We start from the raw sequence: 18,977 nt of genomic DNA on the forward strand, positions 1-18,977 counted from the left end.
AAGATTGGAACACGAAGGACACGAAGGACACGAAGAGAGAAATATCCGTCGTTCGCGCGCGACCACTTTTCCAGCCGCGTTGTGGTTCGATCGGTCTTCCTTCGTGTCCTTCGTGTTTCAGGCTTCTGCTTTCCACGTAGAACCGGAGCACGACATGAATCTCGACCTCACCGGCAAGCACGCGCTCGTCTGCGGCGGCTCGCAGGGCATCGGCAAGGCGGCGGCGATCGAGCTCGCGCTGCTCGGCGCCGACGTGACCCTGCTCGCGCGCTCGCAGGAGCCGCTCGATGCCGCGCTTGCGACGCTGCCGAAGACGCATGCGGCGCAGGCGCATGCGACGATCGCGGTGGACATGCGCGACCACGCGGTGCTGCGCGCGAAGGTCGAAACCGCCGCGGCCGAGCGCGCGGTGCACGTGTTCGTCAACAACACCGGCGGGCCGCCGGGCGGCGCCGCGCACACGGCGGGCATCGAGGAATACCTCGCCGCGTTCAACCAGCATGTGGTCGCCGCGCAGACCGTGTTGCAGGTGCTGTTGCCGGGCATGAAGGCGGCCGGCTACGGGCGTGTCGTCAACGTGATCTCGACCTCGGTGAAGGAGCCGATCAGGAACCTCGGCGTGTCGAACACGATCCGCGGCGCGACCGCGAGCTGGGCGAAGACGCTCGCCGGCGAACTCGGCGCGCACGGCATTACCGTCAACAACGTCCTGCCCGGCTACACGCAGACGCAACGGCTCGAGCAGATCCTCGCCGAGCGCACACGCGCGACGGGCAAGAGCAGCGCCGAGGTCGAGCATGCGATGCTTTCGACCGTTCCGGCCGGCCGCTTCGCGAGGCCCGCCGAGATCGCCGCGGTGATCGCGTTCCTCGCCTCCCCCGCGGCGGCTTACGTCAATGGCATCAACGTCCCCGTCGACGGCGGGAGAACGATGTCACTGTGACGGCGCGCATCGCGGGCCGGAACCGAACGCGAACGACTGATACACGGAGCATACGGAGAGGGAAAAAGGCGATTACCTTCTTCTCTCTCCGTGTGCTCCGTCTGCTCGATGTTTCAGGCCTTTTCCCGCATGCAGCGCACGATCCACCCCCGCGACTATTCGATGATCCTCAATATCGCCGCCTATCTTTTCACGCCGATCGACGACGCCGACGCGCTCGCCGCGTGCCTGCGCGAACGTGCCGAAGCCGGCGCGTTGCGCGGCATCGTGCTGGTCGCACCGGAGGGTCTCAACCTGTTCCTCGCCGGCGAGCCCGCGGCGGTGGACGGGTTCCTCGATGCGCTGCGCGCCGACCCGCGCTTCGCGGCGATCGAGGCCAAACGCAGTTCCAGCGCGTCGCAACCGTTCGCGCGGCTCAAGGTCAAGCGCAAGCGCGAGATCATCGCGTTCCGTCGCGCCGCCGCGCCCGCCCAGGGACGCGCTCCGGCGCTCGCACCGGAGCGACTCGCGCGCTGGATCGGTGCGGGCCACGATGATGACGGCCGGCGCGTCGTGCTGCTCGACACGCGCAATCGCGAAGAAGTCGCGCACGGCACCTTCGCCGGCGCACTCACCCTGCCGATCGACAACTTCGTCGACCTGCCCGCGGCATTGGAGTCGCAGCGCGATGCGCTCGCCGACGCGACCGTCGTGACCTTCTGCACCGGCGGCATCCGCTGCGAGAAGGCCGCGTTGTGGATGCAGGGGAACGGCTTCGACCACGTCTGGCAGCTCGACGGCGGCATCCTCGGCTACTTCGAGCACGTCGGTGGCCATGGGTACGACGGCGCCTGCTTCGTGTTCGACCAACGCGTGGCCCTCGCCCCCACCCTGCGCCCCCTCCACGATCCGAGCGCGTAGGGCGAGCCCGTGGCGGGTCGAGCGCGCAGCGCGAGTTGCGCCGTGGGGTGCGGCAGGATGGAAAGCTGCGAGAGCTGAAACGCGGCGCACGCGGAGGAAAAGCGTTCGTCGTGTGCTGGGTGTGCCTCGTGCTCCAAAGCTCTACACCGGCGCTGCGGCGGCACGCGCTGCGCGCGTACCGCCTACAGCGGAAGCGCGGCGCACCTGACCGCATACGCCGCCGCATGCGATCATTTCCGTCCGCTACCCGCTAAGCTCTCGCCGATGAAGGATCTCGCCAATCTCATCGATGGCCACCTCCAGCCCGCCGCGGGTGGCCGCCGCCTCGACGTGTTCGAGCCGGCCACCGGCGTGGTGTTCGCGCGCTGCCCCGATTCCGATGCGAGCGACGTCGATGCCGCGGTCGCGGCGGCGACGCGTGCCGCGCCGGCATGGGCGGCGACGCCGGCCGAGCAGCGCGCGCGCCTGCTCGAGCGACTCGCCACGCTGGTCGAACGCGAGCTCGACCTGCTCGCCCGACTCGAATCGCAGGACAGCGGCAAGCCGGTCAAGCTCGCGCGCAGCCTCGACATCCCGCGCGCGGTCGCCAACCTGCGCTTCTTCGCCGCGGCGATCACGCAATGGGCGAGCGAGGCGCACGCGACCGACGGGGTCGCGCTGAACTACACGTTGCGCCAGCCGCTCGGCGCGGTCGGCTGCATCTCGCCGTGGAACCTGCCGTTGTACCTGTTCACCTGGAAGATCGCGCCCGCGCTCGCCGCCGGCAACACGGTCGTGGCCAAGCCGTCCGAGGTGACGCCGTGCACGGCTGCGCGCCTCGGCGAACTCGCGATCGAAGCGGGCTTCCCGCCCGGCGTGCTCAACATCGTGCTCGGCGACGGCCCGCGCGCCGGCCAGCCGCTGGTCGAACACGCAGGCATCAAGGCCGTTTCGTTCACCGGCAGCACGCGCACCGGCGCGGCGATCGCCGCGGCGACCGCGACGCGCTTCCGCAAGGTGTCGCTGGAGATGGGCGGCAAGAATCCCGCCATCGTGTTCGCCGACGCGGACCTGTCCGACGCGAACCTCGATACGATCGTGCGCTCGGGTTTCGCCAACCAGGGCGAGATCTGCCTGTGCGGCTCGCGCCTGCTCGTGCAGCGCTCGATCTGGGACGCATTCGTGCCGCGCTACCTCGAGCGCGTCCGGGCATTGCGCGTCGGCGATCCGCAGGACGATGCGAGCGACCTCGGCGCACTCGTATCCGCGGCCCATTTCGCCAAGGTAACCGCATGCATCGAGCGAGCGCGCGCCGAAGGCGGCCGCGTGCTGCTCGGCGGCGAGGCACTGCGCATCGACGGCCGCTGCGCGGGCGGCTGGTTCGTCGCACCGACGGTGATCGAGGGCCTCGACAACGACAGCGCGACCAACCAGGAGGAGATCTTCGGGCCGGTCGTGACCTTGCTGCCGTTCGACGACGAGGACGAGGCGCTCGCGCTCGCCAACGGCACCGGCTACGGCCTCGCCGCGTCGCTGTGGACGCGCGACCTCGGCCGCGCGCACCGCTTCGGCGCGAAGCTCGAGTTCGGCATCGTCTGGATCAACTGCTGGCTGCTGCGCGACCTGCGCACGCCGTTCGGCGGGGTGAAGAACTCGGGCGTCGGCCGCGAAGGCGGCTTCGACGCGCTGCGGTTCTTCACCGAGCCGAAGAACATCTGCATCCGCCTGGACTGACCATGCACGATCTCAAGGATTTGCTCGACCGCAACCGCGCCTGGTCGGATTCGCTCGTCGCGAACGACCCGCAGTTCTTCCGCCGCCTGTCCGAGCAGCAGGCGCCGAAGTACCTGTGGATCGGCTGCTCCGATTCGCGCGTGCCGGCCAACCAGATCATCGACATGGCGCCGGGCGAGGTGTTCGTGCACCGCAACGTCGCCAACGTCGTCGTGCACACCGACCTCAACTGCCTCAGCACGATCCAGTTCGCGGTCGACGTGCTCAAGGTCGAGCACATCATCGTCGTCGGCCACTACGGCTGCGGCGGCGTGCTCGCCGTGCTGGAGGAGCGCCGGCTAGGCCTCGTCGACAACTGGTTGCGCCACGTCGACGACGTGAAGCACAAGCACGCCGAAGCGTTGGCGCGCGTGACCGATCCGCAGCAGCGGCATGCGAGACTGTGCGAGCTGAACGTGCTCGAACAGGTCATCAACGTGTGCCAGACGACCGTCGTGCGCGACGCCTGGGACCGCGGCCAGGCGCTGGCCGTGCACGGCTGGATCTACAGCCTGCGCAACGGCCGCGTCCGCGACCTCGCGATGCACGTCGCGAACAACAACGAGCTCGCCCGCGCCGCCGCCGCCGCCCTCGCCCTCGTCAACGAGCAGGTTTAGGGCTGGCGCATCGACGATCCGGGTGGTATCACGATTCACGAACCGAACGGACGATCCCGACGATGCGTACTCCCGCGACCCTGGCCCTCGCCATCCTGCTGCCCTGCCTCGCGCACGGCGCTGAACAGGAAACGCTCTCGCCGTACCAGTGGGCGCAGGCGCAGAAGGCCGCCTTCGAGAAATCGGAGAAGGTGTACACCGATGCGCTCAAGCGCACGGGCCTTCTGTCCCAGTACCGCGCGATGCGCGATGCGTACCGCAGCGACAACAACCGCGCGTTCCGCATCGTCTTCGGCCAGTACCTCAGCTGGTACCAGAGCTTCGTCGGCGACTACGTCGGCGCGCACGATTCGTATTCCATCCGCCAGTTGCCCGCATCGGACGATGCGCCCTCGCCGCTCAAGGGCGGCTATACGGCCAGGCCGGCGATCGAGGCAGTCGCGGCGCTCGCGAGGGGTCGCAAGGCGGTCTTCTTCAACGAGGCGCACAACGTGCCGCTCACGCGCACGCTCACGGTCGAGCTGCTGCAGAAGCTGCGCGAGGACGGCTACGACACGTTCGCCGCTGAGACGATCTACGCGAGCGATCCCGACCTGCAGCAGCGCGGCTACCCGACCGAGAAGAGCGGCTTCTACACGATGGAGCCGATCTGCGCGGAGATGGTGCGCACCGCGATCAAGCTCGGCTACCGGATCGTCGCCTACGAGAGCGAGAAGGAAGGCAACGGCGACGTACGCGAGTACGACCAGGCGAAGAACCTGTACGAACGCGTGTTCAAGGCCCATCCGGACGCGCGACTCGTCGTCAATGCCGGCTACGCGCACATCCAGGAGAACGGCAAGTACCTCGGCGGCAGGAGCATGGCGCAGCACTTCCGCAAGCTCAGCGGCATCGACCCGCTCACGGTCGAGCAGACGATGCTGATCGAGCATCCGCCGGGAACCGAGAACCATCCTTACTACCACGCGGTCGTCGACACCCTGCATCCGAAGACGCCGATCGTGTTCGAGAACGCGAAGGGCGAACCGTGGACGCTCAAGCCGAAGGCGTACGACGTCAGCGTGTTCTTCCCGGTCGACGAGATCCGCGACGATCGCCCGACCTGGGCCGACCTCGACGGCCTGCGCTTCCCCTACTTCGTCAACGGCAGCGTCTGCCAGAACCAGTTTCCCTGCCTCGTCGAGGCGCGCTACGCGGACGAAGGCGAAGGCGCGATCCCGGCCGACCGCCTCGTGCTCGATCCGGTCAAGGGCGCCGAGCGCCTGCAGGACCGCCTGTCGCTGGGCCAGGCCGTCGTGCACGGCATCCTCTATCTGCGCCCGGGAAGCTACCGCCTGACGGCGAGCGACGATTCCAACCGGCAGATTTCCAAGGGCAGCGTCACGATCGGTGCCGACGGCAAGGTCGTGCGGCGTGGCAGTGAAACGCGCCCGAGCTGCTACACGGGCATGACGCAACCGCGTGGCGAAGCTGCCGCCGAGCCGTGCGAGCAGGGCGCATGATGGGTGACGCGATCCGCACCGATGCCGCGCCTGCACCGGTCGGCGCGTATCCGCATGCGCGCCGCGTCGGCGACCTGCTGTTCCTCTCGGGCGTCGGCCCGCGCATGCCGGGCAGCAACGCGATTCCCGGCAACGTGCACGACGCCGACGGCCGGCTCGTCGCGTACGACATCGAAGCGCAATGCCGGCAGGTGTTCGCCAACGTGCGCGCCGTGCTCGAAGCGAGCGGCGCACGCTGGGAGGACCTCGTCGACGTGACCGTGTTCCTCACCGACATGGCGCGCGATTTCGCCGCGTACAACCGCGTCTACGCCGAGCACTTCCCCGACCCCGCCACTGCACCGTGCCGCACGACGCTCGGCATCACCGCGCTGCCGACGCCGATCGCGATCGAGCTCAAGTGCATTGCACAGATACAGCAATGAGCGGCTGGAAACGGCTGTCGGTCCTCCTGATCGGATGCGTTGCTGTTCCCAGTGCGTTTCTGCTTCTTTCCATCATCCCCTTATCGCAACATCTGGCTTTCACGCGTGCGGGTGATTTCCTCGCCGGGGGCCTTTTGCTTGCGCTCACGACAAGCCTGCTCTGGGTTCCTATTGCCGGGGGCCTGAGCTTTATCTGCCTATGGCGTGCGAGACTGCACGGCGAAGAAACACGCTCATTCACTCGCGCTACCTGCATCGCTTTGGTTACATGGGCGGCGCTGCTGTTCACGTTCATCTACTCGTGCTCGCGAACCTCCCAGTGCCTGCGCATGTAGCCGTAGGGCGGATCAAGGCGCGCAAGCGCCGGATCCGCCGCATCGCGGCTTGATCCGGCCTACCAGTGTTGATCCAACATCACCGCGAAGCAGGCCGCTGCGTGAATCGTGCAAGCGCCACGCTCTTCACCCCTCAGCCCCGGCCCACAGCCTCGCCACGCATGCGATAAACTGCGAGCTCGTGCCCAGGACCGCCGCCGATGCTGCCAGCACCCTTCAACCTGCAAGCCTGGATCGACGAACATCGCCACCTGCTCAAGCCGCCGGTCGGCAACAAGTGCATGTACGCGGGCGATTTCATCGTGATGATCGTCGGCGGTCCGAACCTGCGCACCGACTACCACTGGGAGGAAGGCCCCGAGTTCTTCCACCAGCTCGAAGGCGAAATGGTGCTGAAGATCCAGGAGGACGGCCGTGTGCGCGACATCCCGATCCGCGCCGGCGAGGTGTTCCACCTGCCGCCACGCGTGCCGCACTCGCCGCAGCGCATGCCGGGTTCGATCGGGCTCGTCATCGAACGCAAGCGGCTCGCGCACGAGCAGGACGGCCTCATGTGGTTCTGCGAGCGCTGCAACCACAAGCTGTACGAGGAATTCTTCCACCTCGTCGACATCGAGAACGATTTCCCGCGCGTGTTCGAGCACTTCTACCGTTCGGTCGAAGCGCGCACCTGCGATGCCTGCGGCCACCTGAACCCCGCGCCGGAGAAGTACGCGTTCGAGGGATGAACGCGTTGCAAGAGGTAACCCCCGCGGCCGCGGCGCCCTGTGCAGCCTGGCGCGACTGCCGCATCATGCGCCCATGCTACGTAGCCTGATCGAGATCAAGGCGCGCGACGTGCCGCTGCGCGTCGCCGTGCGCAATGCGGCCGCGGTCGTGCTGCCCCTCGCGGCCGGCATCGCGGGTGGCCACGTCGAGGCTGGCCTCGGCGTCGCCGCGGGAGCGCTCAATACGATGTTCACCGACCAGCCGGGGCCTTACCGGCTGCGCATGAAGCGCATGCTGCTGACCGCGTTCGCCGCCGGCCTGTCCGCGTTCCTCGGCAGCCTGCTCGGGCCGCACACGATGCTGCTCGTGATCGCGAGCCTCGTCTGGGGCGTCGGCGGCGGCCTGCTCGTCGCGCTCGGGCCGGATGCGGCGCGCGCGGGACTCACGAGCATGATCCTGCTCGTCATCACCGCGGCGCAGCCGCGCCCGCTCGACGGCGCGCTCGCCGCGGGCGGGCTCATTTTCGCCGGCGGCGTACTGCAGACCCTGTTCGCGATCGCCGCGTGGCCGTTGCAACGCTATCGGCCCGAGCGGCAGGCACTCGCCGAGATCTGCCGCCAGCTCGCCGCGAGCGCGCGCCGCGCGCCCGATCGCGCACAGGCGCCGCCGGTCACGCAAGCGCTGATCGACGTCGAGCACATGCTGCACGGCGCACATCGCGCGCGCGGCGAAATCATGGAGACCTTCCGCGTGCTGGCCGAGCTCGTCGAGCGCATCCGCCTCGAACTGCTCGCGCTGGCCGACCTGCGCGCCGACCTTGCCGACCATGACGCGAACGCGACGCTCGGCCGCACGCTCGAATACGCCGCGCGCGCGCTCGACGCGCTCGCCGGCGCACTCGAACGCGGCACCAGCCCGCTCGCCGGCGCCGCCGCGATGGAAGGCCTCGAAGCGACGCTCGATGCCCTCGCCGACCTGCGCGACCGCGCGCCGCCGCCGCGCGAACTCGCGATCGCACTCGCGCGCGCGCAGGGCCTCGCCGGCCAGTTGCGCGCGATGTTGCGCAACGCGAACTTCGCCGGCAGCCGCGGCGAGCTGCGCGCACAGCTCGCCGAGGCAGCGCTGCCGCGCCCGCTGCGTCCGCGCAGCTGGCTCGCCACGTTGCGCGCGAACGTCGCGCTGTCGTCGGTCGCGTTCCGCCACGCCTTGCGCTGCGGCGTCTGCCTCGCGCTCGCCGTCGCGGGCGAGCGCCTCGCCGGCCTCGAGCACGGCTACTGGATACCGATGACGATCGCGATCGTGCTCAAGCCCGACTTCGCCGGCACGCTGCAGTTCGGCCTGCTGCGCGTGGCCGGCACCTTGCTCGGCCTCGTGCTCACGACCGCGCTCGTCCACTATGCGTTCGCCGGGCCATGGGAAGAACTGGCCCTGCTCGCCGCGCTTTGCATCGGCTTCCGCATGCTCGTCACCGTGCACTACGGCCTCGGCGTGATGATGCTTACCGGCGTGGTGGTGATCCTGCTCGCGTTCGGTGGCATCGCACCCGGCGAAACGATGGTCGCGCGCGGCATCGCGACCGCGGTCGGCAGCGCGGTCGCCCTGCTCGCCTACGCGCTGTGGCCGACCTGGGAGCGCCGGCGCGTGCGCCCTGCACTCGCCTCGATGCTGGAAGCGTACCGCGCCTATTTCGCGACCCTCCTGCGCGACGACGTCGCCGCGCACGTGGCCACGCGCACGCTCGCGCGCAGCGCACGCACCAACGCACAGGCGTCGATCGCGCGCCTGCGCGGAGAACCGCGCCCCGACCGCCGGTTGCTCGCGTTCGCCGACGGCCTGTTCGCCAATGCGAACCGCTTCGTGCGCGCGTGCATGTCGTTCGAGGCCGTGCTGCGCGACGCCCGCGAATTGCCCGAGCGCGAGGCACTCGCCGCGTTCGCGACGCGCATCGCGACGAGCCTCGATGCCCTCGCCGTCGCGCTGCGCGAAGGCAGCACGTTGCCACGCATGGACGACCTGCGCAGCGAAGAGCGCGCGTTCGCGGCCCGCCTCGACGCCGCCGTCGGCGAACGCGAGGCGGGCATCGCGGCCGAAGTGGTCGAAGCGTTCGATCGCATGACCGACAGCATCGATACGCTGGCGCATCTCATCCTGCAGGCGGACACCGATCTGCGTCGCCGGACATAGCGGCGTTTCGAATCGCGCGCGTCGCGCAAAATCGCCGCTCGCGCGCGGCATGGCGCGTGCTACCGTAGCGGACGGCGCTACGCGCGCATGGGGAGATTTTTCTTTCGTAGACCGAGTCGGACGGCATTCATTGCCAGCGACGTCGTAGCGACGGCTGCGCAGTGAGTCGATCGCGTCCGCTCATCAGCCGGGGAGATGATTCGATGACACCGACATACCGTGGCACGACGCAGGCGCGCACGCGTGGTTTCGCGCGCGCCTTGCTCGCGTCGTGCCTGGCCACGTTCGCCACACTCGCGTTCGCGATCCAGCCGGTCACGCCCGACCAGCGCGCGGCGCATCCGAAGCTGCAGCGCGCCTTCGTCGCACCCGAGCTCGACGTGCAGCCAGAACTCGAGGCGAGCGAGACCATCACTGCCGGCGCCGCCTCGCGCGCCGCGGTCGCGGGCTTCGCGCAGCGCTACGGTGGCAGCTGGGACATGCGCTGGGACCGTCGCAGCGATCGACCGAACCTGATCCAGGGCAGCGGCATCGCGCTGGTTCCGGGCCGCGGCAATTCGCTCCGCGATGCCGACGTCGGCCTCGCGGCCGGTGATCGCGTCGACCTCGCCGTGGTCGAGACGCGCCTGCAGGACTTCATCACCGCCAACGCGGACCTGCTCAAGACCGACGGGCTCGACTTCGCGCTCGATCCGGAAAGCAGCATCGCCTACGGCAAGAACGACTCGCACTGGTTCGTCGAGTTCATGCAGGTCAAGGATGGCGTGCGCGTCCAGGGCGCGAACCTGTTCTTCCGCATCGCCGCGGGCAACATCGTGCAGTTCGGCAGCAATGCGGTCGCGCCGGTCGCGATCGACGTGCAGCCGGTTTCGACGCGCGAGAACGCGTTCGACCTCGCCCTGCGCGAGCTCGACTTCCCGGCCGGCACGCGCGTCGACGAGATCGTCGAGCCGGGTGAACTGCTGGTCCTGCCGGTCGCGCCGGCCGGCGAAGCCGCGAAGGCGAACTACTTCGGTGAAGCGGGCAAGGGCTACCGCCATCGCCTCGCCTGGCGCTTCGTGTTCCGCCTCGACGGCGACGTGACGACCTACCAGGTGCTGTTCGACGCGCATACCAACCGCGTCATCGAAGTGCGCGACCTCAACGACTGGGTCAACGCGACCGTCACCGGCGGCATCTATCCGACCACCAATTCGGACACGGAAGTCGTGCGGCCGATGCCGTTCGCGACCGTCACCAACGGCGGCACCAAGGTGACCGACGTGCTCGGCATCTACGACTACAGCGGTGGCACCGCGACGGTCACGCTGAACGGCAAGTTCTTCCGCATGTCGGACAACTGCGGTTCCATCTCGCTGTCGAACTCGACCGACGGCAACCTCAACTTCGGCACCAGCACGGGCACCGATTGCGTCACGCCGGGCGTCGGCGGCGCCGGCAACACGCACGCATCGCGCACGGGCTTCTACCACCTGACCAACATCAACCGGAAGGCGATCACGTTCTTCCCGTCCAATTCGTGGCTGCAGGGCACGGTGACGGCGAACATGAACATCGACGACCTGTGCAACGCCGGCTGGAACGGCAGCACGCTGAACTTCTTCAAGTCCGGCGGCGGCTGCTCCAACACGGGCGAGATCGCCGCGGTGTTCCTGCACGAGTGGGGCCACGGCATGGACACCAACAGCGGCGGCGCGGCCAGCGAGAACGGCAGCGGCGAGGCAGTCGGCGACACGTTCGCGTTCCTCGAGACCAAGGACGCGTGCATCGGCAAGAACTTCACCCCGGGCCAGGCCTGCGCGAACTGCGACGCCACCTGCACGGGCGTGCGTGACGTGAACGCGTTCAGCACGCACGGCGCGGCGACCATCGCCCGCCCGAACCTCCTCGCCGACAACGCGGGCATCAACTGCGACCGCTACGCCTGCCCGTACTTCTCGCAGGGAATCTTCCCGTACCAAGGTCCGATGGGCTACGAAGGCCACTGCGAGAGCTACATCGCCAGTTCGGCGAACTGGGATCTCGCGCAGTCGCTGCTGGCCCACTTCGGCACGAACCAGGGCTGGAGCGAGATGGATCGCATCTGGTACGGCAGCCTCACGCCGAGCAAGAGCGCCTATCGCGTCGTCAGCGGCGGCACCTGCAACACTGCGGCGACGATCGATGGCTGCGGCGCGAACAACTGGTACACCGTGTTCCTCGCGTCCGACGACGACGACGGCAACCTCTCGAACGGCACGCCCAACGGCTGCCGCATCTGGGATGCGTTCACCGCGCATGGCATCGCCTGCGGCACGCGCCCGGTCTGCAGCGCAGACGCGCCCGACTTCTCGCTGGCGATCACCGAGGCGAGCCAGAGCATCTGCGCGCCCGGCAACACGACCTACACGATCAACGTCGGCAGCCAGATGGGCTTCAGCAATGCGGTCACCCTGAACGCGAGCGGCCTGCCTGCCGGCGTCAGTGCCTCGTTCTCGGTCAATCCCGTCGTGCCCGGCAACACCTCGATCATGACCCTCACGGCGAACGGCTCGGCCGTCGCCGGCACCTCCGTCGTCACGGTCAACGGCACCGCCACGTCGAGCGCCGGCCACTCCGCGACGAGCCAGCTGGTCATTACCACGGGCTCGCCGGGAGCGGCGACGCCGACGGCGCCGGCGAACGGCGCCACCGGCGTCACCACGTCGCCGACGCTGAGCTGGGGCGCGGGCGCGAACAGCGCCTCGTACACGGTCGAGATCGCGACGGACGCCGCGTTCGCAAGCATCGTGCAAACGCTGCCGGGCATTACCGGCACGAGCACCGCGGTGACCGGCCTGCTGCCGAATACGACCTACTTCTGGCGCGTCAAGGGCATCAACACCTGCGGCACGACAACGTCTGCGGTATCGAGCTTCACGACCGCGAACATGATCTGCCGTGCGCCGCACGCCGCGATTCCGGACAACAACGCCACCGGCCTCACCGACACGCTGAACGTGACCGATGCGTCGACGCTGACCGGCCTGAAGCTCTCGATCAAGGCGACGCACACCTGGGTCGGCGACCTCAAGTTCACGCTGAAGAAAGTCGAAAGCAACACCAGTTCGATCGTCATCGATCGTCCGGGCGTGCCGGCGTCGACCAACGGTTGCTCGAGCGACAACGTCGACGTCGTCATCGACGACGCCGCGACCACCGTGGTCGAGAACCAGTGCAACGCCGCGCCGCCGGCACTGTCGGGCAACGTCAAGCCGAACAACCCGCTCGCGACGCCGTTCAACGGCCAGACGCTCGGCGGCACGTGGACGCTCAACGTGTCCGACGCGGCGGGCCAGGACACCGGCACGCTCGACGAGTGGTGCCTCCTGCCCGCGACGAGTGGCGGCACGACATACACCGTCGGCGGTACCGTCAGTGGCCTCACCGGCAGCGGCCTCGTGCTCTCGCTCAATGCGGGCGCGCAGACGCTGCCGATCGCCGCCAACGGCTCGTTCACGTTCCCGACCGGCTTGGCCGACGCTTCGCCCTACGCTGTCACCGTCGGCACGCAGCCGGCCGGCCAGAGCTGCTCGGTCGCCAACGGCAACGGCACGGTGGCGGGTGCGAACGTGACCAACGTGGCGGTGACCTGCACCGACATCACGTATACGGTCGGCGGCACGGTGACGGGCCTGCTCGGTGACAGCGTCACGCTGTCGCTGAACGGCACCGAGAGCCTGCCGGTCGCGAGCGACGGCTCGTTCACCTTCGCGACGCCGCTCGCCGACGGTGCCTCGTACGCGGTCACGGTGCAGACCCAGCCGGCTTCGCCGCCGGAAGTGTGCACGGTCGCCAATGGCAGCGGCTCGATCGCCGGCGCGAACGTGACGTCGGTGCAGGTGTCGTGCATCGACCGCATCTTCGCGGACGGATTCGAAGCACCGTAAAGCGTCGTTGTCCCAGCTCCCCGCCCACCGGCGGGGAGCTTCTTTTTCGCACTCCGTTGCCGTTTCATTTTCTTGGGGAAATCCGATGCGCAACCTGCTTTCTCTGGCCATTGCCATGGCCTTGCCGTTGGCGGCATCAGCCGCCGAAAAGGAATGCCTGGTGTCGTTCTCCGGCGCCCAGCAGGACGTCTGTACCGGCAAGAATGCCGCCGCCGATCCTGCCATGAGCTCCCTGCTCTCCTTCGACGCGGTGAAGAACTCGACCCTGCGACTGGTGAAGTTCGGTGCGCCGATCACCGCGCAGCAGCGCGCCGCGGTCGAGGCGGCCGGCGCGCAGATCATCAGCTACGCACCGCATTACGCGTATCTCGTGCGCATGCCGGCCGATCTCGACGCCGCGATGCGCGCGATCGACGGCGTCGTCTGGAGCGGACCGTTCCTGCCTGCGCTCAAGGTCGACGCGAACATCTACGCGCAACTGCAAGGCAACGACATCGCGACGGCCGCGGGCATCGATGCGCTGGAGATCAGCATCGACGCGAGCGCCGATCGTTATGCGGTGCAGGACGCGATCGCCTCGACGCCGGGCCTCGCCTTCGCCAACGCGGTCGTCGCCGGCGGTGAAACCCGCCTGCTCGCTCGCTTCGAGCGCAGCCAGCTCCGCACCGCCGTCGAGCGGCTCGCGACCGATCCGGGCGTGCTCGCGATCGGTTTCCACAAACCGATGCGGCTGTACAACTCGCAGGCGGACTGGCTGCACCAGAGCAACATCAACACGCCGAGCCCGTTCATGCCGGTCTTCGATCGCGGCATCTACGGATGCGGGCAGATCATCGGTGAACTCGATACCGGCCTGTGGCAGGACAATGTCGCGTTCAAGGACGCGAGCCAGGCGACGCCGATCAACATTTGCGACACGGGCTCCAGCTGTCCCGGCATCCCCGTGCCCAATCTCGCCGCACGCAAGGTCATTTCGTACTACAAGTGGTCGGGTGATGCCGGCGGCAGCTGGGCCGACGAACACGGCCATGGCACGCACGTCGCCGGCTCGCTGATCGGCAACGACAACGTCGCCAATCCGGGCACGGACTGCACCGGATTCACGACGCCGGGCGGTAACACCAACCTCGACGGCACCGCGCCGGGCGCCAAGCTCGTCATGCAGGAGAGCGGCAGCGACCTGCGTTACCTCAACACGCAGGGCGGCACGCCGTATCACGCGGCGCAGATCGCCTACGACAATGGCGCGCGCCTGCACAGCGATTCCTGGGGTGGCGGTTGCACGGACCAGTTCGGCCTGTGCATTTCCGGCTGCACGGTCACGTACGACGAAACCGCGCGCGATGCCGACCGCGTCATGAAGGACCATCCCGACCTGCTGATGGTGTTCGCCGCCGGCAACGACGCCACCACCTGTTCCAACGGCAACAACGTCGGCAGTCCCGGCAATGCGAAGAACGTCCTGACCATCGGCGCCAACAACCGCGGCACCGCCGGCAATGCGATGGCGAGCTTCTCCTCGCGCGGCCCGACGCTGGACAGCCGCACCAAGCCCGACCTCACTGCGCAGGGCGCCAGCATCGTGTCCGCCGCACGCAATGCCAGCGGCACCACGACGATGAGCGGCACGTCGATGGCGACACCGACCGCCGCGGGACTCGCCGCGCTCGTGCGCGACTACCTCGCACGCGGCTTCTACCCGACCGGCCAGAAGGTGGCAGGGAACGCGATCCCGAATCCTTCGGGCGCACTCGTGAAGGCGATCATGCTCGCCGGTGCCAGCACGCTCACTGGATCGGGTGCGGGTACGAACCCGGGCCAGTCGCAAGGATGGGGCCGGATCCATCTCGACAACTCCCTGTACTTCAACGGCGACCAGAGCCATCTCTACATCCACGACGCCCCTGCCGGACTCGCCACCGGCGGCGTCGACAACCACAGCCTGACCGTGGCTGCAGGCCAGCCGCTCGTCATCGCGCTCACGTGGACCGACGTCGCGGCCGCCGTGGGTGCGAGCCCGGCCACGGTCAATTCGCTGCGCCTGGAAGTGCAGGCGCCCAACGGCGACGTCTGGACGCAGAAGCTGCCCGCCGGCTACAACGTCAACAACGCGACGCCGACGCAAAGCACCGCGACGAGCAACTACGACGACCTCAACACGGTGCAGCGGATCAGCTTCACCGCTCCCGCAGCAGGCACGTACCAGATCCGCGTACGCGGCATCAACGTGCCGAGTGGTCCGCAGAAGTACGCGCTCGCGGCCATCGGCAGCTTCACCGTCAGCTCGAATCCGGACTATGCGCTGCTCACGAACCCGGCATCGATCGCCGTGTGCGCAGGTACGCCGGGTGGCATCGACGTCGGCGTGCAGAGCCTGAGCGGGTTCAGCGATCCGGTGGCATTGAGCGTCACCGGTCTGCCGGGAGCGACGACCGGCGTGTTCAGCGTCACCCCGGTGACGCCGGCGGATCCCCCGGCGACGAGCCATCTCACGATCGGCAACACGGCCGGTGTGGCGAGCGGCAACTACAACCTCTCGATCAACGGACTTTCGAACGGAACGACGCCGATCGCGCACACGGCCGCGGCCACGATGAGCGTGACCGCCGCCGCGCCCGTGGCGGGCACGCTGACGAGCCCGGCGAACGGCGCGAGCGGTGTCGGCACCACGCCGACGTTCACCTGGTCCGCGATCGCCGACGCCGCGCAGTACCGCTTCCAGCTGTCGACCGATGCGGCATTCGGCACGTTCGTCGAAAACCAGGTGCTGTCGAGCACGAGCTTCACGCCGGCGACGGCGCTGAATCCCAACACGACGTACTACTGGCGCATCTACGGCGTGAACGGTTGCGGTGAAGGCGCGGCGTCGGCGGTGTCCAGCTTCACGACCGCGAACATGATCTGCCGTGCGCCGCACGCCGCGATTCCGGACAACAATGCCACCGGCCTCACCGACACGCTGAACGTGACCGATGCGTCGACGCTGACCGGCCTGAAGCTCTCGATCAAGGCGACGCACACCTGGGTCGGCGACCTCAAGTTCACGCTGAAGAAAGTCGAAAGCAACACCAGTTCGATCGTCATCGATCGTCCGGGCGTGCCGGCGTCGACCAACGGTTGCTCGAGCGACAACGTCGACGTCGTCATCGACGACGCCGCGACCACCGTGGTCGAGAACCAGTGCAATGCCGCGCCGCCGGCGCTGTCGGGCAACGTCAAGCCGAACAACCCGCTCGCGACGCCGTTCAACGGCCAGACGCTCGGCGGCACGTGGACGCTCAACGTGTCCGACGCGGCGGGCCAGGACACCGGCACGCTCGACGAGTGGTGCCTGCTGCCGGCCACCAGCACGGGTCCCACGACCTTCACGGTCGGCGGCAACGTCGGCGGCCTCACCGGCAGCGGCCTCGAGCTCTCGCTCAATGCGGGCGCGCAGACGGTTCCGGTCGCCACCAATGGCGCGTTCACGTTCCCGACCGGCCTCGCCAACGGTGCGGCGTACGCGGTCACGGTCGGCACGCAGCCGAGCGGCCAGACCTGCTCGGTCGCCAACGGCAGCGGCACGATCAGCGGGGCGAACGTCACCAATGTCACCGTCACCTGCGCGGCGACGCCGACCTACACGATCGGCGGCAACGTCGGCGGTCTCACCGGCAGCGGCCTCGTGCTCTCGCTCAATGCGGGTGCGCAGACGCTTCCGGTCGCCGCAAACGGCGCGTTCACGTTCCCGACCGGCCTCGCCGACGGTGCGGCGTACGCGGTCACGGTCGGCACGCAGCCGGCGGGCCAGACCTGCTCGGTCGCCAACGGCAGCGGCACGGTAGCGGCCGCGAACGTGACGGATGTCGACGTGGCCTGCGTGGATGACGTCGACGACCTGATCTTCGCCGACGGGTTCGACGAGCTGTAAATCCGCGCACCAGCGCGTATCAATCGGGGCCGGTCGTGCGCGACCGGCCCTTTTTTTGGCGATTTCAGGGCACCACTCGCGATCGCCGGCTTCCGGCGATTGGAAGGGAAAGCCGCAGGGTCCCGGCTTTCGCCGGGACGACGAGGCGAGGCCTCATCGCGCGCGCGTCGCCGCCGGAGTCGAAGAACCTTTTTTTCCCCAGGCGCGGACCGCCGCGCCGCGCATGCGGTTAAACTCCGGACCCGATGCTCAAGATCGACACCCACGCCCATATCCTTCCGCCCGACTGGCCCAACCTCGCCGAGAAGTACGGTGACGATCGCTTTCCGGTCATGGTCCGCGCCGAAGGCCGCCACCGCATCTACAAGGACGGCAAGTTCTTCCGCGAAGTCTGGGCCAATGCCTTCGATCCCGAAGTACGCATCGCCGATTACGCGAAGTTCGGCGTCGACGTGCAGGTCGTGTCGACCGTGCCGGTGCTGTTCTCGTACTGGGCGAAGCCGAACCAGGCGCTCGAACTGCATCGCCACCTCAACGACCACACGGCGGAACTCTGCCGGCGCTACCCGCGCCACTATGCGGGCATCGGCACGGTCCCGCTGCAGTCGCCGACGCTGGCGATCCAGGAGATGGAACGCTGCATCGAGCAGCTCGGCCTGTCCGGCGTGCAGATCGGCTCGCACTGCGAGAACTGGAACCTCGACGCGCCGGAACTGTTCCCGTTCTTCGAAGCGGCCGCCGAAATCGGCGCGGCGATCCTCGTGCACCCGTGGGACATGATGGGTGCGGCGTCGATGCCGAAATACTGGCTGCCATGGCTCGTCGGCATGCCGGCCGAGCAGTCGCGCGCGGTCTGCTGCCTGATTTTCGGCGGCGTGCTCGAGCGCCTGCCGCGCCTGAAGGTCTGCTTCGCGCACGGCGGAGGTTCGTTCCCGTACACGATCGGACGCATCGAGCACGGCTTCCGCATGCGACCGGACCTCGTCGCGACCGACAACGCGCGCGGGCCGCGCGAATACCTCGATCGCCTCTATTTCGATTCGTGCGTGCACGACCGCGCCGCGCTGCGCTACCTGCTCGACGTCGCGGGAGCCGACCACATCATGCTCGGCACCGACTATCCTTTCCCGCTCGGCGAGCAGGAGCCGGGCAGCGGCATCATCGCGCTCGGCCTGCCGCCCACCGAACAGGCCCGGCTGTTCCATGGCACCGCCCTGGAGTGGCTCGGCCTGCCCCTTTCCCGTTTCGCCGACGATACGGAGTGACGCCGTGAAGCCGACCGCCCTGCCCATCCTGCTCGCCTCGCTCGCCGCCTCGGCCGCACACGCGCAGGCCAAGACCGACTATTCGCTCAACGGCGACCAGATCCGCTTCCACGTGCCGGCGAGCTGGACCGCGATCATGGAGAAGTCCGACGGCAATCCGCAGGCCGTCGCGTTCCAGGTGCCCGACCCCACGGCGCAGGGCAGCGAGGATTCGGCCAACGTGACCGTGAAGACGCGCCAGCTCAAGGATGCGTCCGAATTCACCGCGACCGTGCAGGACGAGTTCGAGCGCTCCAAGGCGCAAGGCGGCTACGAGACCGACCCGGCGAACACGGACAGCTCCGTGCACCAGTACTTCGTCGTGCGCGGCAAGACCAAGTACCTCGTGCGCGACAGCTTCCAGCTGGACGGCACGATCGCGGTCGAAGTGCGCTGCCAGCGGCCGCTGCTCGCGGCGACGCCGGCGTCGTGGAACAGCGAATTCGATGCCGCGTGCGCGTCGGTCGTCGCTTCCCTGAAGCGCTGACG

The 18,977-nt window shown here is 68.4% G+C and carries 12 protein-coding genes; all 12 read left to right on the top strand.

The window, feature by feature from the left end; genetic code table 11:
- Positions 1–154: 154 nt before the first annotated feature.
- The 12 genes from EV148_RS04890 to EV148_RS04945 all read left to right on the top strand — a co-directional run bounded on the left by EV148_RS04890 (position 155) and on the right by EV148_RS04945 (position 18,975).
- Entirely contained in the window at positions 155–943 is a 789-nt protein-coding gene (locus EV148_RS04890) for an SDR family oxidoreductase (RefSeq protein ID WP_131994399.1), read from the top strand.
- A gap of 162 nt (positions 944–1,105) precedes the next feature.
- Positions 1,106–1,843, top strand: coding sequence for a sulfurtransferase (locus EV148_RS04895; RefSeq protein WP_131995462.1), 738 nt, complete (start codon positions 1,106–1,108; stop codon positions 1,841–1,843).
- A gap of 264 nt (positions 1,844–2,107) precedes the next feature.
- Positions 2,108–3,556 (top strand): aldehyde dehydrogenase, encoded by a 1,449-nt coding sequence (locus EV148_RS04900; RefSeq protein ID WP_131994402.1) that lies wholly within the window; start codon positions 2,108–2,110, stop codon positions 3,554–3,556.
- A 2-nt stretch (positions 3,557–3,558) separates the two neighbouring features.
- Positions 3,559–4,212, top strand: coding sequence for a carbonate dehydratase (gene can / locus EV148_RS04905; RefSeq protein ID WP_131994405.1), 654 nt, complete (start codon positions 3,559–3,561; stop codon positions 4,210–4,212).
- A 62-nt stretch (positions 4,213–4,274) separates the two neighbouring features.
- The gene (locus EV148_RS04910; protein ID WP_131994408.1) at positions 4,275–5,714 is read left to right on the top strand and encodes a hypothetical protein; all 1,440 of its coding nucleotides are present in this window, start codon (positions 4,275–4,277) and stop codon (positions 5,712–5,714) included.
- A complete protein-coding gene (locus tag EV148_RS04915; protein ID WP_131994411.1) occupies positions 5,711–6,139 on the top strand; it encodes a RidA family protein in 429 nt (142 codons plus the stop codon). Before EV148_RS04910 ends, EV148_RS04915 begins: the two co-directional genes overlap by 4 nt.
- A 535-nt stretch (positions 6,140–6,674) precedes the next feature.
- Positions 6,675–7,202, top strand: coding sequence for a 3-hydroxyanthranilate 3,4-dioxygenase (locus tag EV148_RS04920; protein WP_131994414.1), 528 nt, complete (start codon positions 6,675–6,677; stop codon positions 7,200–7,202).
- 73 nt (positions 7,203–7,275) lie between these two features.
- Positions 7,276–9,366: an FUSC family protein gene (locus EV148_RS04925; protein WP_131994417.1), complete on the top strand. Its 2,091-nt coding sequence runs from the start codon at positions 7,276–7,278 to the stop codon at positions 9,364–9,366.
- A gap of 203 nt (positions 9,367–9,569) precedes the next feature.
- Positions 9,570–13,274, top strand: a complete 3,705-nt coding sequence (locus EV148_RS04930) for a proprotein convertase P-domain-containing protein (RefSeq protein WP_131994420.1) — start codon at positions 9,570–9,572, stop codon at positions 13,272–13,274.
- A 223-nt stretch (positions 13,275–13,497) separates the two neighbouring features.
- Complete coding sequence (locus EV148_RS04935; RefSeq protein WP_158287327.1) at positions 13,498–17,184, top strand: S8 family serine peptidase; 3,687 nt, start codon at positions 13,498–13,500, stop codon at positions 17,182–17,184.
- A 245-nt stretch (positions 17,185–17,429) separates the two neighbouring features.
- On the top strand, positions 17,430–18,449 hold the full coding sequence (locus tag EV148_RS04940) for an amidohydrolase family protein (RefSeq protein ID WP_131994426.1): 1,020 nt from the start codon (positions 17,430–17,432) through the stop codon (positions 18,447–18,449).
- A gap of 4 nt (positions 18,450–18,453) precedes the next feature.
- Positions 18,454–18,975: a hypothetical protein gene (locus EV148_RS04945; RefSeq protein ID WP_131994429.1), complete on the top strand. Its 522-nt coding sequence runs from the start codon at positions 18,454–18,456 to the stop codon at positions 18,973–18,975.
- The last annotated feature ends 2 nt before the right edge of the window (positions 18,976–18,977 follow it).

Origin of the sequence: Dokdonella fugitiva (assembly GCF_004342425.1) — a bacterium.
Classification (GTDB): domain Bacteria; phylum Pseudomonadota; class Gammaproteobacteria; order Xanthomonadales; family Rhodanobacteraceae; genus Dokdonella_A; species Dokdonella_A fugitiva.

What these genes read in the sequence shown, in the direction of transcription:
- EV148_RS04890 (WP_131994399.1), top strand. Translation starts at nt 155, where the DNA reads ATGAATCTCGACCTCACCGGCAAGCACGCGCTCGTCTGCGGCGGCTCG.
- EV148_RS04895 (WP_131995462.1), top strand. Translation starts at nt 1,106, where the DNA reads ATGATCCTCAATATCGCCGCCTATCTTTTCACGCCGATCGACGACGCC.
- EV148_RS04900 (WP_131994402.1), top strand. Translation starts at nt 2,108, where the DNA reads ATGAAGGATCTCGCCAATCTCATCGATGGCCACCTCCAGCCCGCCGCG.
- can (WP_131994405.1), top strand. Translation starts at nt 3,559, where the DNA reads ATGCACGATCTCAAGGATTTGCTCGACCGCAACCGCGCCTGGTCGGAT.
- EV148_RS04910 (WP_131994408.1), top strand. Translation starts at nt 4,275, where the DNA reads ATGCGTACTCCCGCGACCCTGGCCCTCGCCATCCTGCTGCCCTGCCTC.
- EV148_RS04915 (WP_131994411.1), top strand. Translation starts at nt 5,711, where the DNA reads ATGATGGGTGACGCGATCCGCACCGATGCCGCGCCTGCACCGGTCGGC.
- EV148_RS04920 (WP_131994414.1), top strand. Translation starts at nt 6,675, where the DNA reads ATGCTGCCAGCACCCTTCAACCTGCAAGCCTGGATCGACGAACATCGC.
- EV148_RS04925 (WP_131994417.1), top strand. Translation starts at nt 7,276, where the DNA reads ATGCTACGTAGCCTGATCGAGATCAAGGCGCGCGACGTGCCGCTGCGC.
- EV148_RS04930 (WP_131994420.1), top strand. Translation starts at nt 9,570, where the DNA reads ATGACACCGACATACCGTGGCACGACGCAGGCGCGCACGCGTGGTTTC.
- EV148_RS04935 (WP_158287327.1), top strand. Translation starts at nt 13,498, where the DNA reads ATGAGCTCCCTGCTCTCCTTCGACGCGGTGAAGAACTCGACCCTGCGA.
- EV148_RS04940 (WP_131994426.1), top strand. Translation starts at nt 17,430, where the DNA reads ATGCTCAAGATCGACACCCACGCCCATATCCTTCCGCCCGACTGGCCC.